Annotated in this window: 15 protein-coding genes and 1 other RNA gene; 12 read left to right on the top strand and 4 right to left on the bottom strand. The window is 66.4% G+C overall.

Annotation, left to right across the window (positions count from 1 at the left end; all coding sequences use genetic code 11):
* The first annotated feature begins 12 nt into the window (after positions 1 to 12).
* From RMO01_RS13240 to RMO01_RS13205, 8 genes are all read left to right on the top strand, one after another.
* Positions 13 to 555, top strand: coding sequence for a DUF924 family protein (locus RMO01_RS13240; protein ID WP_309629529.1), 543 nt, complete (start codon positions 13 to 15; stop codon positions 553 to 555).
* Between the two features lie 233 nt (positions 556 to 788).
* Positions 789 to 1,646, top strand: a complete 858-nt coding sequence (locus RMO01_RS13235; RefSeq protein ID WP_309629554.1) for a thymidylate synthase — start codon at positions 789 to 791, stop codon at positions 1,644 to 1,646.
* Positions 1,643 to 2,497 (top strand): nucleotide-binding protein, encoded by an 855-nt coding sequence (locus tag RMO01_RS13230; protein ID WP_309629528.1) that lies wholly within the window; start codon positions 1,643 to 1,645, stop codon positions 2,495 to 2,497. The genes RMO01_RS13235 and RMO01_RS13230 overlap by 4 nt, the downstream gene beginning before the upstream one ends.
* Positions 2,494 to 2,796, top strand: coding sequence for a phosphoribosyl-ATP pyrophosphohydrolase (locus tag RMO01_RS13225; RefSeq protein WP_309629527.1), 303 nt, complete (start codon positions 2,494 to 2,496; stop codon positions 2,794 to 2,796). The genes RMO01_RS13230 and RMO01_RS13225 overlap by 4 nt, the downstream gene beginning before the upstream one ends.
* Before the next feature lie 52 nt (positions 2,797 to 2,848).
* Entirely contained in the window at positions 2,849 to 3,622 is a 774-nt protein-coding gene (locus RMO01_RS13220) for a type I restriction enzyme HsdR N-terminal domain-containing protein (RefSeq protein WP_309629526.1), read from the top strand.
* A 109-nt stretch (positions 3,623 to 3,731) separates the two neighbouring features.
* On the top strand, positions 3,732 to 4,400 hold the full coding sequence (locus tag RMO01_RS13215) for an aquaporin (RefSeq protein ID WP_309629525.1): 669 nt from the start codon (positions 3,732 to 3,734) through the stop codon (positions 4,398 to 4,400).
* A 37-nt stretch (positions 4,401 to 4,437) separates the two neighbouring features.
* Positions 4,438 to 4,965, top strand: a complete 528-nt coding sequence (locus RMO01_RS13210; RefSeq protein WP_309629524.1) for a dihydrofolate reductase — start codon at positions 4,438 to 4,440, stop codon at positions 4,963 to 4,965.
* Positions 4,966 to 4,982: 17 nt separating this feature from the next.
* Positions 4,983 to 5,303: a YbjQ family protein gene (locus RMO01_RS13205; RefSeq protein WP_309629523.1), complete on the top strand. Its 321-nt coding sequence runs from the start codon at positions 4,983 to 4,985 to the stop codon at positions 5,301 to 5,303.
* An 87-nt stretch (positions 5,304 to 5,390) separates the two neighbouring features.
* On the opposite strand, the gene RMO01_RS13200 is transcribed toward RMO01_RS13205, so the two are convergent.
* The 3 genes from RMO01_RS13200 to RMO01_RS13190 all read right to left on the bottom strand — a co-directional run bounded on the left by RMO01_RS13200 (position 5,391) and on the right by RMO01_RS13190 (position 8,486).
* Positions 5,391 to 6,125: a sterol desaturase family protein gene (locus tag RMO01_RS13200; protein ID WP_309629522.1), complete on the bottom strand. Its 735-nt coding sequence runs from the start codon at positions 6,123 to 6,125 to the stop codon at positions 5,391 to 5,393.
* A gap of 149 nt (positions 6,126 to 6,274) precedes the next feature.
* Positions 6,275 to 7,372, bottom strand: a complete 1,098-nt coding sequence (locus RMO01_RS13195; RefSeq protein ID WP_309629521.1) for an NADH:flavin oxidoreductase — start codon at positions 7,370 to 7,372, stop codon at positions 6,275 to 6,277.
* 64 nt (positions 7,373 to 7,436) lie between these two features.
* The gene (locus tag RMO01_RS13190) at positions 7,437 to 8,486 is read right to left on the bottom strand and encodes an Mrp/NBP35 family ATP-binding protein (protein WP_309629520.1); all 1,050 of its coding nucleotides are present in this window, start codon (positions 8,484 to 8,486) and stop codon (positions 7,437 to 7,439) included.
* A 70-nt stretch (positions 8,487 to 8,556) separates the two neighbouring features.
* Between RMO01_RS13190 and miaA the strand changes: the two genes are divergently transcribed.
* The 3 genes from miaA (at position 8,557) to RMO01_RS13175 (ending at position 11,615) form a co-directional block, all read left to right on the top strand.
* Positions 8,557 to 9,426, top strand: coding sequence for a tRNA (adenosine(37)-N6)-dimethylallyltransferase MiaA (gene miaA / locus RMO01_RS13185; protein ID WP_309629519.1), 870 nt, complete (start codon positions 8,557 to 8,559; stop codon positions 9,424 to 9,426).
* A 117-nt stretch (positions 9,427 to 9,543) separates the two neighbouring features.
* Positions 9,544 to 10,209, top strand: coding sequence for an ATP-binding cassette domain-containing protein (locus tag RMO01_RS13180; protein WP_309629518.1), 666 nt, complete (start codon positions 9,544 to 9,546; stop codon positions 10,207 to 10,209).
* Entirely contained in the window at positions 10,206 to 11,615 is a 1,410-nt protein-coding gene (locus RMO01_RS13175) for a hypothetical protein (RefSeq protein WP_309629517.1), read from the top strand. Before RMO01_RS13180 ends, RMO01_RS13175 begins: the two co-directional genes overlap by 4 nt.
* Position 11,616: 1 nt before the next feature.
* Here RMO01_RS13175 and RMO01_RS13170 read toward each other — a convergent pair whose 3' ends face one another.
* Positions 11,617 to 13,311, bottom strand: coding sequence for a protein kinase domain-containing protein (locus RMO01_RS13170; RefSeq protein ID WP_309629516.1), 1,695 nt, complete (start codon positions 13,309 to 13,311; stop codon positions 11,617 to 11,619).
* A gap of 36 nt (positions 13,312 to 13,347) precedes the next feature.
* Between RMO01_RS13170 and ssrA the strand changes: the two genes are divergently transcribed.
* Positions 13,348 to 13,680: a transfer-messenger RNA gene (gene ssrA / locus RMO01_RS13165) on the top strand; the annotation flags it as partial.

Here is a 13,680-nt window from a genome sequence, read left to right as displayed (position 1 = left end):
AAGGACTGGGTCATGACCGTCCTCATAACGCCTTCCTCCGTCGTCGCCTTCTGGAAAGAGGCGGGTCCGAAGATGTGGTACGCCAAGGACGAGGCGTTCGACCGTGAGTTCCGCGACGCCGGGCGCGCCCTGCACGAGGCGGCGGCGCGGCGCGAGCTGGACGGCTGGATGGCCACGGCTGAGGGGGCCCTGGCCCTGATGATCCTGCTCGATCAATATCCCCGGAACAGCTTCCGTGGCGCCGCGCATCAGTTCGCCACCGACAGCCTCGGCCTGATGTTCGCGAAACAGGCCTGGGACCTGGGCTATCCCCTGACGTTCGAGCCGGATCTGCGCCAGTTCTTCGTCACCCCGTTCGAGCATTCCGAGGCCCTGGCCGACCAGGACGAGGCCGTGCGCCTGTCCGGCGACATGCCCGAGGTGCTGAAATTCGCCCACATCCACCGCGACATCATCGTCCGCTTCGGCCGCTTCCCGCACCGGAACCGGGCGTTGGGCCGCGAGACCACGGCCGAGGAACAGGCCTTCCTGGATCAGGGCGGGTTCGGCGGATGAAGCGCGGGATTGGACTCGGAAAACAGAGTCCAGAGAGTCCAAATCCTGAGTCGTCATGTCAGATATCCGGTTCATGAACTTGAACTTAAACCGCTTTGCCACGGCTCATTCGCGGCTCATGCCGCGACCGGGGCATAACCGTCCATCAGAACCGGTCGCAGGCCTTGCCACTTTCCTGTGAGCAACCGAATCGGGCCGATGTGGCGCAGGCGAATCACCGGCACACTGTGCGGATGAACGCCGTGGCCCAGATCAGTGACCTTCAGGACCGTATCGCGGCCGCGCCCGCGGACCATCCCGAGTTCCAGTACCTGAACCTGTTGCGCGACATTCTCGACAACGGCGTGCGTCGCGACGATCGCACCGGTACCGGCACGCTCGGCGTCTTCGGCCGCCAGATCCGGTTCGACCTGTCGAAGGGCTTTCCCCTTCTGACCACCAAAAAACTGCATCTGCGCTCCATCATCGTGGAACTGCTGTGGTTCCTGCGCGGCGAGACCAATACCCGCTGGCTGAAGGAGAACGGCTGTTCGATCTGGGACGAGTGGGCCGACGAAAACGGCGAACTTGGTCCGGTTTATGGGAAACAATGGCGCTCCTGGGCCGCCCCGAACGGCGAGTCGATTGACCAGATCGCCCGCCTGATCGAGGGGCTGAAGACCAACCCGAACAGCCGCCGCCACATCGTCTCGGCCTGGAACCCGGCCGATATCGAGGACATGGCCCTGCCGCCCTGCCACTGTCTTTTCCAGTTCTTCGTCGCCGACGGCAAACTGAGCTGCCAGCTCTACCAGCGCTCGGCCGACGTCTTCCTCGGCGTGCCGTTCAACATCGCGTCATATGCGCTGCTGACGCATATGATTGCGGATCAGGTCGGACTGGCTGTCGGTGATTTCGTATGGAGCGTGGGAGACGCCCACATCTATCTCGACCACATCGAGCAATCGAAGTTGCAGATTACACGGCAGCCCAGGTCTTTCCCTGCGCTTGAGATGACGAAGCGTCCCGATCTCTATTCCCATGAGATGAGCGACTATCGCTTCGTCGGCTATGAACCCTGGCCGCATATTCCGGCAAAAGTGTCGAAGTGAGCCGCAAGCCAGCGGTTTTTATCGGTTCCTCCGTCGAGGGCCTGGATATCGCTCACACGGTTCAGGAACTTCTTGAGTTCGACTGTGAAAGTACGGTTTGGACGCAAGGCGTTTTCAAGCCGAGCAAGATGGCTCTGGCCGATCTGTATGTGCAGACACGCAGGTCAGAGCTGGCGATCTTCATTTTCACGCCCGACGATGAGGTCGTCATGCGAGGCGAAGCCACGATGGTCCCCCGGGACAACGTTATCTTCGAGCTAGGTCTATTCATCGGTGCGCTCGAACCGGGGCGTTGTTTCATTGTTCAGCCGCGCGGGCTCGCCATGCACCTGCCGACGGATCTGTTGGGTGTAGCTCCGCTGACGTACCCAGCCAACAGAAGCGACAAGAACCTGCTGGCGGCCTTGGGCCCTGCCTGTAACCAGGTCAGGCGAGCGATCCGCGATTATGAAAAGGACAGCTCAGTCATAGAGTTTTCCGAAGACAGGCGTGGCAAACCTGTTGGCGACGTCAGACAAACCAGCCTTGCTGACTACATCGCAGAATGGAACGGTCCGTTGGCGGATGTGCGCAGTAGTCTGGGCAGCGTCAACTTCGATCCTTACGACGACGAGACAGCGGCCTTGAGGCCTCGGATGAGAAGGGTGTTTGCCTTCCTGGATGGACTGGCGGACGCCGTTCTGAGCGGGCAAATTCCCGAAGCCGATGCAAAAGCGGCGTTCGGAGAGACCGTCGCTTTCACTTGGCCGAACCTGGCGACACTGCTCGCGCCCGCAAATCACGTCGAGGACTTCTGGAATCCGCAGCCCCGCCTTTCAGAGCTCTATGTCCGCTGGCGGGACGCAAAATGAACCTCTCTGACCTCTCCGCGTCCGTCCTCCGCATCTCCGACATCTACGCCGCCGAACACGGCATCGACCGCTCCGGCGACTGGGCCATCCTGAAGCTGCAGGAGGAGCTCGGCGAACTGACCGCCGAGCATCTGCGCCTCAGCGGACGGGCGCGCGGCGAGCCGAGCGAACAGGCGCTGGGCGACGAGGCGGCTGATGTCCTCGGCATGCTGCTGATCTACTGCGCCCGCGCGGGGGTCGATCTCGAAGAGGCCATGCAGCGCAAATGGCTGCACTGGCTAGAGCCGAAGACAGCGTAAAACTTGACCTTTTGAGCCCGATGTGAACGCCTGCCCGCAACCTGGGGGGAAGATGGCCAAGTTACCGAAGAAATTCACGGACCGCGTGCGAGCACGCCTCAAGCACTTTCAAGCGATAGCAGTAAACCAGAAGGCGAGAGACGTGTCCGAAGCGGACACCGTAACGCTGGTCAAAGACATCCTTGCCGAGGTGTTCGGCTATGACAAATACACCGAACTCACCAGTGAGCATCAAATACGAGGGACCTTCTGTGACCTCGCAGTTCAGACAGACGGTGCCGTTCGCTACCTGATCGAGGTGAAATCGGCTGGGTCCACCTTGAGCGAGGCTCACCTCCGGCAGGCGGTGAATTACGGAGCTCACAAAGGGATCGAGTGGATCATTCTGACGAACGCCATTGAGTGGCGTTTCTTCCGGGTCAAGTTTGCGCAACCCATCGACTGGGACGAGGTCGTGCGGATCTGTTTGCCAGACATAAATACCCGTTCGGAGGACGATCTCGAAAAGCTGTTCTTGCTCGCACGAGAGGGATTAGCGACCGATGCCATCAGCGCGTTCCATCAACAAACCCAGTTGTTCAACCCGTTCACGGTGGCCCAGATCGCAATGTCAGAACCGGTGGTGAGCACAATCCGCCGTGAACTGCGCAAGGCGTTTCCTGACCTCAAGGTCGATCCCGAGGCTGTCGAGGAGTTGATGCGGCTCCACGTCGTCAAGCGCGAACTCGTGGATGGTGAGAAGGCTACCGAGGCGAAGGACCGCCTCAAGAAAGCTACACAGAACGCCGCGCGAGCAGCGAAGAAAGCGGCCACTCAAGCGACCTGAACTCGAGCCGAAGACCGACGTTCAACCCGTCTAGCTTCACCATAAGACTCGGCGCAGCCTTCCGACTCGATCCGCGCATCGGCGGACGGGGCAAACGGGAGGGTTCGCCATGGTGAAGCGTTTTTCGGCCGAGCTGGTCGGGACGATGGTGCTGGTTCTGTTCGGGTGCGGGGCGGCGGTGCTGGGGCCGGCGCCGTTCGACCAGCTGGCGGTGTCGCTGGCCTTCGGGTTCGCCATCGTGGCCATGGCCTATGGCATCGGTCCGGTCTCGGGCTGTCATGTCAATCCGGCCGTCAGCCTCGCCGCCTTCATCGCCGGGCGGATGTCGGCCAGGGACATGCTGGTCTACTGGGTCGCCCAGTTCATCGGCGCCCTGATCGGGGCCTTCCTGCTGTCGCTGATCGCCAAGACCGGCGTCGCCAACCTGGGCCAGAACGGCTGGGGGCCCGGCTATCTCGGTGAGTACGGTATGCAGGCGGCGTTGATCTTCGAGGTGGTGATGACGGCCATCTTCGTCGTCGTGATCCTGGGGGTGACCGGTGACGAGGCCCATGGGCCGTTCGCCGGCGTCGCCATCGGCATCACCCTGGCGGTCATCCATATCGTCGGCATCCAGGTGACCGGCGTCTCGGTCAATCCGGCGCGCAGCTTCGGCCCCGCCGTCCTCGCGGGCGGCCCGGCGCTGAGCCAGCTGTGGCTGTTCATCGTCGCCCCGGCCGTGGGGGCGGTGCTGGGCGCCCTGCTGTTCCGCCTGAAAGTGCTGGACCCGGACGCCTGATCGGGTGAAGGGCGGCTACGTCCAGACGGAGCCGCCCATGCCCATTCCCCATATCGCCATCGTGGTTGCACGCGCCCGGAACGGCGTCATCGGCCGGGACGGCGATCTGCCGTGGAAACTGCGCTCGGACCTGCAGCGGTTCAAGGCCATCACCACGGGCAAGCCCTGCATCATGGGCCGCAGCACCTGGGAGAGCCTGCCGCTGCGCCCCCTGCCCGGCCGGCTGAACCTGATCCTGTCGCGCGACCTGTCCTATGAGGAAAGCGGCAAGGCGAAGGGGGCGGTCGTCGTCTCCAGCTTCGCCGACGCGCTCGACATCGCCCGCGAGACGGCCGAGGACGACGAGATCGATGAGGTCTGCGTCATCGGCGGCACGGCCCTGTTCGAGGCCGCCCTGCCCCGCGCGAAACGACTCTACATCACCGAGGTGGAGGCAGAGCCCGAAGGCGACGCGGTCTTCCCCGCCTTCGACGAATCCCTCTTCCGCGAAGTCTCGATCGAGCGGCATGATGCGGGAGAGAAGGACGACCACGCCTTCGCCTTCCGCATTCTCGAGCGCATCTGAAACAGGAGCCGCCCGCCATGATGACCTCCACCACCAACGAGATCTTCGGCCATCGCGTCGTGCGCCACATCGGCGTGGTGCGCGGCATTACGGTGCGCTCGCGCAACGTCGTCTCCGACGCCATCGGCGGGGTCCAGTCGATGCTCGGCGGTCGCGTCGGCGCCTATGTGAAACTGGCCGAGGTGGGGCGGCAGGAAGCGTTCGAGCATCTGGTCGAACACGCCAGGGCCGCCGGGGCGAACGCCATCCTGGCCATGCGCTATGACGCCACCGAGATCATGCCGGGCGTGACGGAAGTGCTGGCCTACGGCACGGCGGTGGTGGTTGAGCCTCAGTGAGGGCTTAGGGACCAGGGGCCAGGGATCAAGAATCCGGGCGAGTGGTTTGAAACTCCGTCCTGATCCATGGCGAGTAGTCCCTAAGCCTTAGTCCCTCGCTTCAGGCATCGCATCCGTCCCGCACCAGCGGTCCCAGACCCGGAAATAGAGCCCGAAGTTCGTTTTCATATGGGTGTGATGGCGGCTGTGGTGGGTCGCAGTGATCAGCTGCGAGCCGATGCGGCCCCGCACCCAGCGCTCGGGCCACATCTCCCGGCCGCAGTGGTTCATGACAGCTGTCGCCGTCATCACCGTCAGCATGACCGCCAGCATCCAGATGTTCAGCGGGATCAGGAAGGCGAGCACAGGCAGGAGCCATGCTGTCAAGGCGGCCTCCGCCGGGTCGAAGGCGAAGCTGGCGAAGGGGCTGGGGTCGCGCGCCCGATGGTGCGCTGCATGGGCCCAGCCGAACACCCGCCGGTCATGCAGCACCCGGTGCGTCCAGTAGTAGTGGGTGTCCTGCACGATCATCAGAAGCACGAAACTGACCGGCAGCCACCACAGCGGATACGCTCCCGGATCGAGATAGAGCTTCGTGCCGCCCGTCTTCCACGCCTCCAGGGCGATGGCCGCCGGGAAGGCGTAGATCGGCGTCGACAGCAGAGAGAATTTGATCTCGTGCAGCATCAGCCGACGCGACGGCCGCTCGCGGTTCAGCTGGCGCCCAACGCCTGACGCCCGACCCCAGGTCAGCCACCACACGCCGCCCGCGACCACCAGGTAGCGCGCGCCGATGATCAGGCTGAGCCAGACGGTGGTGATCAGAACGGCGGTGAACGTCATGGCGCCAGACTAGCCCAATCCGCCCCCTTTGGGGGAGGTGGCGCGACGCCGCTTGGCGTCGTGACGGAGGGGGCCAGTTCCGAGCAACTCGTCCGCGGTTGGCCCCCTCCACCACTTCGTGGTCCCCCTCCCCCTCTGGGGGAGGAATATCAGTGCAGCACAGCCATATGACTGCGGTCGAAGGCGGAGAGCTCGTCCTCGCGGCCGTCGCGAACCTTGAGCACCCAGTCCGGATCGGCCAGCAGGGCGCGGCCCACCGCGATCAGGTCGAACTCGTCCCGCTCCATCCGCGCGATCAGACCGTCCAGCGAGGCGGGCTGTGAGCCCTCGCCGCGGAAGGCCGCCATGAACTCGCCGTCCAGACCGACCGATCCGACGCTGATGGTCGGCTTCTTGGTGATGACCTTGGCCCAGCCGGCGAAGTTCAGATCCGACCCCTCGAACTCGGGTTCCCAAAAGCGGCGCTGCGAGCAGTGGAAGACGTCCACGCCCGCGTCCGACAACGGCAGAAGCCACCCGGCCATCTCGTCCGGGGTGTTGGCGATCTTCGCGTCGTAGTCCTGCTGCTTCCACTGCGACAGGCGGATGATCAGGGGGATGTCCGGCCCCAGGCCTTCGCGCACGGCCTTGACCACCTCGACCCCGAAGCGGGCGCGTTCCTTGATGGTGGGGCCGCCCCAGCGGTCGCCGCGCGCGTTCAGCCCGGACCAGTAGAACTGGTCGATCAGATAGCCGTGGGCCGAGTGGATCTCGGCGGCGTCGAAGCCGAGGTCGCGCGAAGCCTGCGCCGACCGGCCGAAGGCGGCGATGGTGTCGGCGATGTCCTCCTCGGTCATCGGCTCGTATTTCTGCTTGCCGGGGGCGACGAGGCCGGAGGGGCTGTCGACCTGGCCCAGGGGCTGCCATTCCGCGCCCTGGCCGCGCGCCGCGCCGACATGCCAGATCTGCGGTGCGATCAGGCCGCCGGCGGCGTGGACCTCGTCCACGATCTTCTTCCATTCCGGCAGAGCCTCGCCGTGGAACACCGGCACCTTGGCGTCATTGCGCGCGGCGGGGCGTTCGACGACCGTGCCCTCGGTGATGATCAGCCCGACCTGACCCTCGGCCCGACGGCGATAGTAGGCGGCGACGTCGGAGGTCGGGATCCCGTTCGGAGAGAAGGACCGCGTCATGGGGGCCATGACGATGCGGTTCGGCAGGGTCAGGCTCTTGATCGTGAAGGGGCGGAACAGGGTCTCGACGCTCATCGGAAGTCTCGCGGGGAAGGACTGGAACCGGCAAGGTGGCCGTTTCCGTTGCCTTTGAAAACCCTCAGACGTCGAGTTTTTCGGCCACCTTCGCTGCGACGGCGTCGAACCGCCCCGCGATCTCGCCGGCCGACAACGGCGTCCCCGCATCCCCCGCCTGACGCAAAGATGCATCCAGCGGCAGATCGCCGAGGAAATCGACGCCCAGCCGTGCGGCTTCCGCCTCCGCCCCGCCGCGTCCGAAGACGTCGCCACTCATGTTCTCGATCAGGCCCAGGGTCGGCGCCTTCACCCGCTGGAACAGGGTGTGCGCCCGGCGCGCGTCGGCCAGGGCGACCTCCTGCGGCGTCGAGACGATCACAGCACCGTCCAGAGGCGTCTTCTGGATCAGGGTCAACTGCACGTCCCCCGTGCCCGGCGGCAGGTCGACGACCAGCACGTCGAGCGGCTGATCCTCCGTGCCCCAGCGGGTCTGGGTCAGCATCTGGGTGATCGCCTGGGACGCCATCGGCCCTCGCCAGATCATGGCGTCGTCGGACCTGGTCAACAGGCCGACCGACATGGCCTTCAGGCCGTGCGCGACGTGGGGCACGATCGCCCCGTCCTCATAGGCCGGCTGGCCCGACAGGCCGAGCATGGTCGGCAACGACGGCCCGTAGACGTCGGCGTCGAGGATGCCGACGCTGAGCCCCCGCCGAGCCAGCGCCGCCGCAAGATTCACGGCCACCGTCGACTTGCCGACCCCGCCCTTGCCGCTGGCCACGGCCAGGACGCGACGGACGTGGGCGGGGCGATCGGTCGGGACCGGGGCCCTGGCCCGCGTCTGTTCGACGGCGGCGGGCGAGAGGGAGGCCTTCCTGCCGGCCGGCGCCGTCTCGGCCGTCAGCACCACCGAGACCCGCGCCATTCCCGGCATGGCCTTCAGCGCCGCCTCGGCCGTGTCGCGGACGGGGGCGTATGCGGCGGTGCGGTTCGCCGGGACCTCGATGACGAAGCCGGCGCGATCCTCGGCGACCGTCAGCCCCTTGGGCACGCCGGCGTCGATCAGTCCCCGCCCCGTCTCCGGATCGGGGATGGCGTTCAGCACGGCTTCGACGGAGGCGCGGTCAATCAAGGTCTTGTGTCCCGGTTGCGGGGGAAGGATGCGCGTTCTATCGCCATCCCCCTGCCAGCGCGAGCGCCCCGTGTCCCGACCGTCCATCACACTGATCGCCGGCCCGACCGCCTCGGGGAAGTCGCGCCTCGCGCTTGAGCGGGCGAAGGCGACGGGCGCGGCCGTCGTCAACGCCGACAGCCAGCAACTGTATGCCGACCTGCGCGTCCTGACCGCCCGCCCCTCGCGCGACGAGGAACGAGAAGCGCCGCACTATCTCTACGGCACAATCGACGCGGCGGAGGCCTGGTCGGTCGGTCGCTGGACCCGCGCCGTCGCTCCCCTGATCGACGAACTGGGCAGCCAGGGTCATCCGGTTCTGATCGTCGGCGGAACGGGGCTATATTTCTCGTCCCTGACCAGGGGGTTGGCCGACATTCCCGAAGTACCGCCGGAAGCGCGCGACGAGGCGATGGCGCTGTATGACACCGAGGGCGAGGCCGCCTTCCGCCTGCGCCTGGCCACCTTCGATCCGCCGGCAGAGGCCGCCATCGAGAGCGGCGACCGCCAGCGCCTGACACGCGCCTATGCCGTCGCCCGCGCGACGGGCCGGTCGTTGTCGGATTGGCAGGCCGGAACCACACCCCTGCTCAAGCCCGGAACCTATGACCGGCTGGTCCTCGAGCCGGACCGCAAGACCCTCTACGCCAACTGCGACGCCCGGGTCCTGTCGATGATGCAGGAGGGCGCCGCCGAGGAGGTGCGCGCCCTGATCGCCCGCAATCTCGACCCCGCCCTGCCCGCCATGAAGGCCGTAGGGGTCCGCGAGATCGCCGCCTGGCTGGCCGGCAAGGCGACCCGCGCGGAGGCCGTGTCCACCCTGCAGCAGGCCACCCGCAACTACGCCAAACGCCAGTTGACCTGGTTCCGGAACCAGTGCCGGGACTGGGCGAGGGCCTGACGGCGAGCGAACCTGCCTTTCCGCGCTGTCATGACCCAAGATTAACTGGCGCTGCTGCAGGCCCGCTCATACAGGGCCCGGGGGATCGGCTGGGTCTCGCACATATACGAACCTCTGATGGACCAATCCTCCCCGTCCCTGCGACTCGAAGACGTCTCAAGGCGCTATGGCCGCAAACGGGTGCTGGAGGGCGTCAGTCATACGTTCGAGCACGGGCTGACCCTGCTGTCGGGGCCCAGCGGCGCGGGCAAGTCGACCTTGCTGCGGCTTTGCGCGACAGCGGAACAGCCCAGCAGTGGAAAGCTGTTCTGGAATGGGGAGGCTCTGCCAGGCGCCCGGGGACGGCTGCGACGTTCCGTGGGCTATGCCCCCCAGGCAGTGGATCTGCCCGAAGATCTGACCGCCCGCGAGTTCGGTCTGCATATGGCGGCGCTGAAGGGCCTCAACGCCGGCGAAGCCGACGCCCAGTTCCGCATGCTGCTCGACGCGCTGAATCTCAGCGGCGACGCCAACGGCCGGATCTCAACCTTCTCCGGCGGCATGCGCCGACGGCTGGTGTTCGCCCAGGCCCTGCTCGGGTCGCCGCGACTGCTGGCGCTGGACGAGCCGACCGCCGAGCTGGACGCCGAGTCCCGCGAGCGGGTCGGCGCCCTGATCAGTCTGGCGGCCCAGACCGCCGTGGTGATCATGACGTCCCACCTCACGGACGCCATCGGCGGCGGCATGACGGAGCTGCGGGTCGAGGGCGGCAAGCTGACGCCGGTCGCCGGAGCCTCCGCGTGAGCGTGGCTGTCGTCGCGTCCTCCCTGACCACTACGCTCGCCCGCTATGGCCGCAGCACGGGGTTGTGGATCCTGCTGCTGGTGGCCCCGGTGGGGGCCCGCTTCATGATCGCCGAGCGCGGGGCGGATGCGTCGTTGATCGCCGTCGACAGCCGTGTGCCGTGGTTGACCTCGCCGGTGCTCGGCATGGCGCTGGGCGTCGTCATCGCCACCCTTCTGCTGCCCGTGGCCTTCATCTACCTGCGGTCCAACGTCACCCGGCGGCAGCCGTGGCAGGTGGAGGAGGTCAGCCCGGCGAGCCGGATCAGCATCGCCTATGGCCGCTGGCTGGCCGATGTGACCGTGCTTGCGGCCGTGCTTGCCGCGACGACGGCGGCGGGCTGCCTTCTGGCCTTCGTGCTGCTGCCGCTGAATGAAGTGGATTTGCCCAGCATCATCCTGACCCTGTGGGTCATCGCCGCGCCGCCTGTGGCCATGGTCGCGTCCCTGCGCCTGCTCTTCGACGCCCGACGCTGGACGCGCGGGCCGCTCGGCGAGGTCCTGTTTTTCGTCTTCTGGATGGGATCGCTGGTCGCGGCCGCCGGCGGCGGCCCGGGGCACGGCTACGCCGCCAACATGTTCGACCTGCCCGGGTTCATGTCGCCGATCAGCTACGGCCAGGGCGGGACGGACAATTTCTCGATCGGCGGAGCCGAGATCACGGCCGGCAGCGCGCCGATCCGGCTGGACATCATGAGCGGGATCATGGCCGACGGCTATCTGGCCTCGCGCCTCACCTGGCTCGCCATCGCCGCCTTCATTCCGCTGCTGGCGGGCCTGATCCATGCGCCCCACGTCAGCGGCAAGACACGCAGGACGGCCGCCTGGCTGAGGTTCCTTGAGCCCGGTCGAGCACGACCGGCCGATCCGGAAACCAGGCCAGCCCGGGCCGGCAGACTGCCGGGGGTGGCGCTGGTCGTCGCCGAGGCGCGTTTGATGGCCGGCAGCCGCAAGGGCGTGCTGGCCATGGCGGTCGTGGCGGTTCTGGGCCTGTTCGCGCCCTACGCCATCGCCGGCCCGGCGGCCATGCTGCTGCTGGTCTTCGTGACCACGGCCCATGCGGGCCGGACCGAGCAGAAGGGTTTGCTGGCCCTGACCACGACCACCGCCCTTTCGCCAGTGGCGCGTCGCATCGCGTTCGTTTTGGCAGGGACGGCGCTTGCCCTCGTCATGGCCGCGCCGGCGGTAGCCAAGGGTCTGATGGCGGGCGACCCACGCATCCTGATGGAAGCCGCCGCTGTCGGCGCCGCGACCTCCGCGACCGCCATGATCCTAGGCGTCCTGACACGATCCGCGACGGCGCCGAGACTGGTGCTGTTGATCGCCTGGTATGTTTATCTGAACTGGGGTGGCGCGAACCCGGTGTGACTCACTGCACCATGAGCGACGCCAGCAGCAGCACCAGAAGCAGCGCGCTGACCCCCTGCCAGAAGCGCACGGGCTCCCGCTCCATCAGCGACAGTTCGCGTCTCGGCGGTACGGCGACGGCGCTGCCGCTTTCCAGCACATGGATCAGTTCCTCGACGTCGGCGAACCGGTCTCCGGGCTCGACTGCGAGGGTGCGGAGGATCGCGGCCTCCAGCCAGGCGGGCATGTCGGGACGGTGTTTCGAGGGCCGGGTCGGCTTCTCGAACCGCATGCGGTTGAAGTCCTCCTCCTGGCCGCTCGGATAGTCACGGGTGAAGATGCGGTAGAGGGTCACGCCCAGCGCATATTGGTCGGTCAGGGCGTCGCCCTTGTTGCCGGCGAACATCTCCGGCGCCTTGTAGCCAGGCGTGCCGGGGGTCTCAGCCTCGGCGAACTCCTCGATCCGGGGCAGGCGCGCGACGCCTAGGTCGATCAGTTTCACCCCGCCGTTGCTCTCCAGAATGACATTGTCCGGCTTGATGTCGCGGTGGGTGATCCCCAGCCGGTGCAGGGCCGCCACGCCGCGCGACAGGCGGATTGCGATGCTCACGCCTTCCGGAATATCATAGGGTTCGTCGGCGATCCTCGCGTGCAAGGTGCGGCCGATGTAGAGAGGCTGGGCGATATAGAGACGGCTCTGGCGACCGGCGTCGAGCGTCAGGGTCTTGCCCACGAACGGGCTGTCGATGCGCCGGCCGATGAAGCTCTCGCGCAGGAAGGCGCCGCGCGCGCCGCTCTCGGACAGCAGGGCGGGCTTGGGGAATTTGAGCACCACCGGGCCCCCGCCCTCTTCGTCCTTCGCGACGAAGACCCGGGTGTATTTGCCGTCGGACAGCAGCCGCTCCAGCCGGAACCGGTCGACGTTGTCGCCGACGTTCGGCGGGGGCTCTATGGCCAGACCCGCCGCCTCGGCGCCGATGGCGTCCTGATCCACCGATCCGATGCGGATGACGTCAATGAGGATGGCGGTGGCGTTGTCGCGGGTCTCTTCTTCACCCGCCTTGTCGACGATGGCCTGGGCGTCGGCCTCGGGCGAGGCGCGGCGAGCCAGAAGCCGGGTCAGGTCTTCCTCCGACACCGCCCCGTGCACCCCGTCCGTGGTCAGCAGCAGCCGGTCATGGGCTTTCAGCGTCACCGCCCGCACATCGAGCCTCAGGTCGGGTTCGATACCGATGGCGCGATAGAGGACATGGCTCAGGCCGGGCTGGGTCAGGACATGGTCCTCGGTCAGCCGCGTCAGGACGCCGTCGCGGAAATGCCAGGCCCTTGAGTCGCCGACATGCAGGGCCGTCGCTTCCCGCCCGCGCATGACCAGGGCGGTGAAGGTCGTGGCCGCCCCCTCCATCTCCGGATCCGACCGGCCTTTGGCGTGGAGCCAGCGGTTATAGCCTGACAGGGCCGCGACACCGGCGGCCGCGACGCCCTTCAGCGGGCTCTGGTCGAGGTAGCCGTCGATGAACGTCCGGCCCGCGAGTTCCGAAGCCACACGACCGGCCTTGGACCCGCTGACCCCGTCCGCGACGATGGCCAGCATGCCGTGCAAGGCCTGTTCCGAGGGTGTGCCGAGGTGGACCGCCCCGAAATCCTGGTTGTCCTTGCGCGGCCCGAGCGCCGTGGCGAATCCCGCCGCGATCTCCAGCCTTCCGTCCGCATCCATGGTCGATCCCCCTGTTTGCGAAGAGACTTCACTTCGTAACTTGGATGCAAGGGCATGAGGCCCTATATTGGTCTTGCCGGGGCTTGCTCCGGATATGGCGATAAACGCGCTTGTAATAAGCGGACCGGACCCGGGTGCGATTCCCGGCGGCTCCACCATTTCTCCCCGCGTTATCGGCGGAGGCTTATGGGGCCGACTAGCATCGACGGACGTGTAAAGAAGACTGCTTTTGCCCGTCCTGGCCCACCGTATCGGGCCATTTTCTAACTGCGAACGATAACTTCGCTGGAGAAGTCCGCCTCGCCGCGTAATGCGGTTCGGTTGATTTCGAATCTTAAGTCCTAGGGGTTCAGATCCTTAGGCGGGGCC

The organism is Brevundimonas sp. (genome assembly GCF_031412435.1).
In the GTDB taxonomy this organism is placed as follows: domain Bacteria; phylum Pseudomonadota; class Alphaproteobacteria; order Caulobacterales; family Caulobacteraceae; genus Brevundimonas.
The sequence above is the reverse complement of the archived record's forward strand: the minus strand, read 5'-3'. Positions and strand labels throughout refer to the sequence as shown.

Excerpts from the sequence above, each read along its gene's own strand:
- RMO01_RS13240 (WP_309629529.1), top strand. The coding sequence starts at position 13 with ATGACCGTCCTCATAACGCCTTCCTCCGTCGTCGCCTTCTGGAAAGAG.
- RMO01_RS13235 (WP_309629554.1), top strand. The coding sequence starts at position 789 with ATGAACGCCGTGGCCCAGATCAGTGACCTTCAGGACCGTATCGCGGCC.
- RMO01_RS13225 (WP_309629527.1), top strand. The coding sequence starts at position 2,494 with ATGAACCTCTCTGACCTCTCCGCGTCCGTCCTCCGCATCTCCGACATC.
- RMO01_RS13220 (WP_309629526.1), top strand. The coding sequence starts at position 2,849 with ATGGCCAAGTTACCGAAGAAATTCACGGACCGCGTGCGAGCACGCCTC.
- RMO01_RS13215 (WP_309629525.1), top strand. The coding sequence starts at position 3,732 with ATGGTGAAGCGTTTTTCGGCCGAGCTGGTCGGGACGATGGTGCTGGTT.
- RMO01_RS13210 (WP_309629524.1), top strand. The coding sequence starts at position 4,438 with ATGCCCATTCCCCATATCGCCATCGTGGTTGCACGCGCCCGGAACGGC.
- RMO01_RS13205 (WP_309629523.1), top strand. The coding sequence starts at position 4,983 with ATGATGACCTCCACCACCAACGAGATCTTCGGCCATCGCGTCGTGCGC.
- RMO01_RS13200 (WP_309629522.1), bottom strand. The coding sequence starts at position 6,125 with ATGACGTTCACCGCCGTTCTGATCACCACCGTCTGGCTCAGCCTGATC.
- RMO01_RS13195 (WP_309629521.1), bottom strand. The coding sequence starts at position 7,372 with ATGAGCGTCGAGACCCTGTTCCGCCCCTTCACGATCAAGAGCCTGACC.
- RMO01_RS13180 (WP_309629518.1), top strand. The coding sequence starts at position 9,544 with ATGGACCAATCCTCCCCGTCCCTGCGACTCGAAGACGTCTCAAGGCGC.
- RMO01_RS13170 (WP_309629516.1), bottom strand. The coding sequence starts at position 13,311 with ATGGATGCGGACGGAAGGCTGGAGATCGCGGCGGGATTCGCCACGGCG.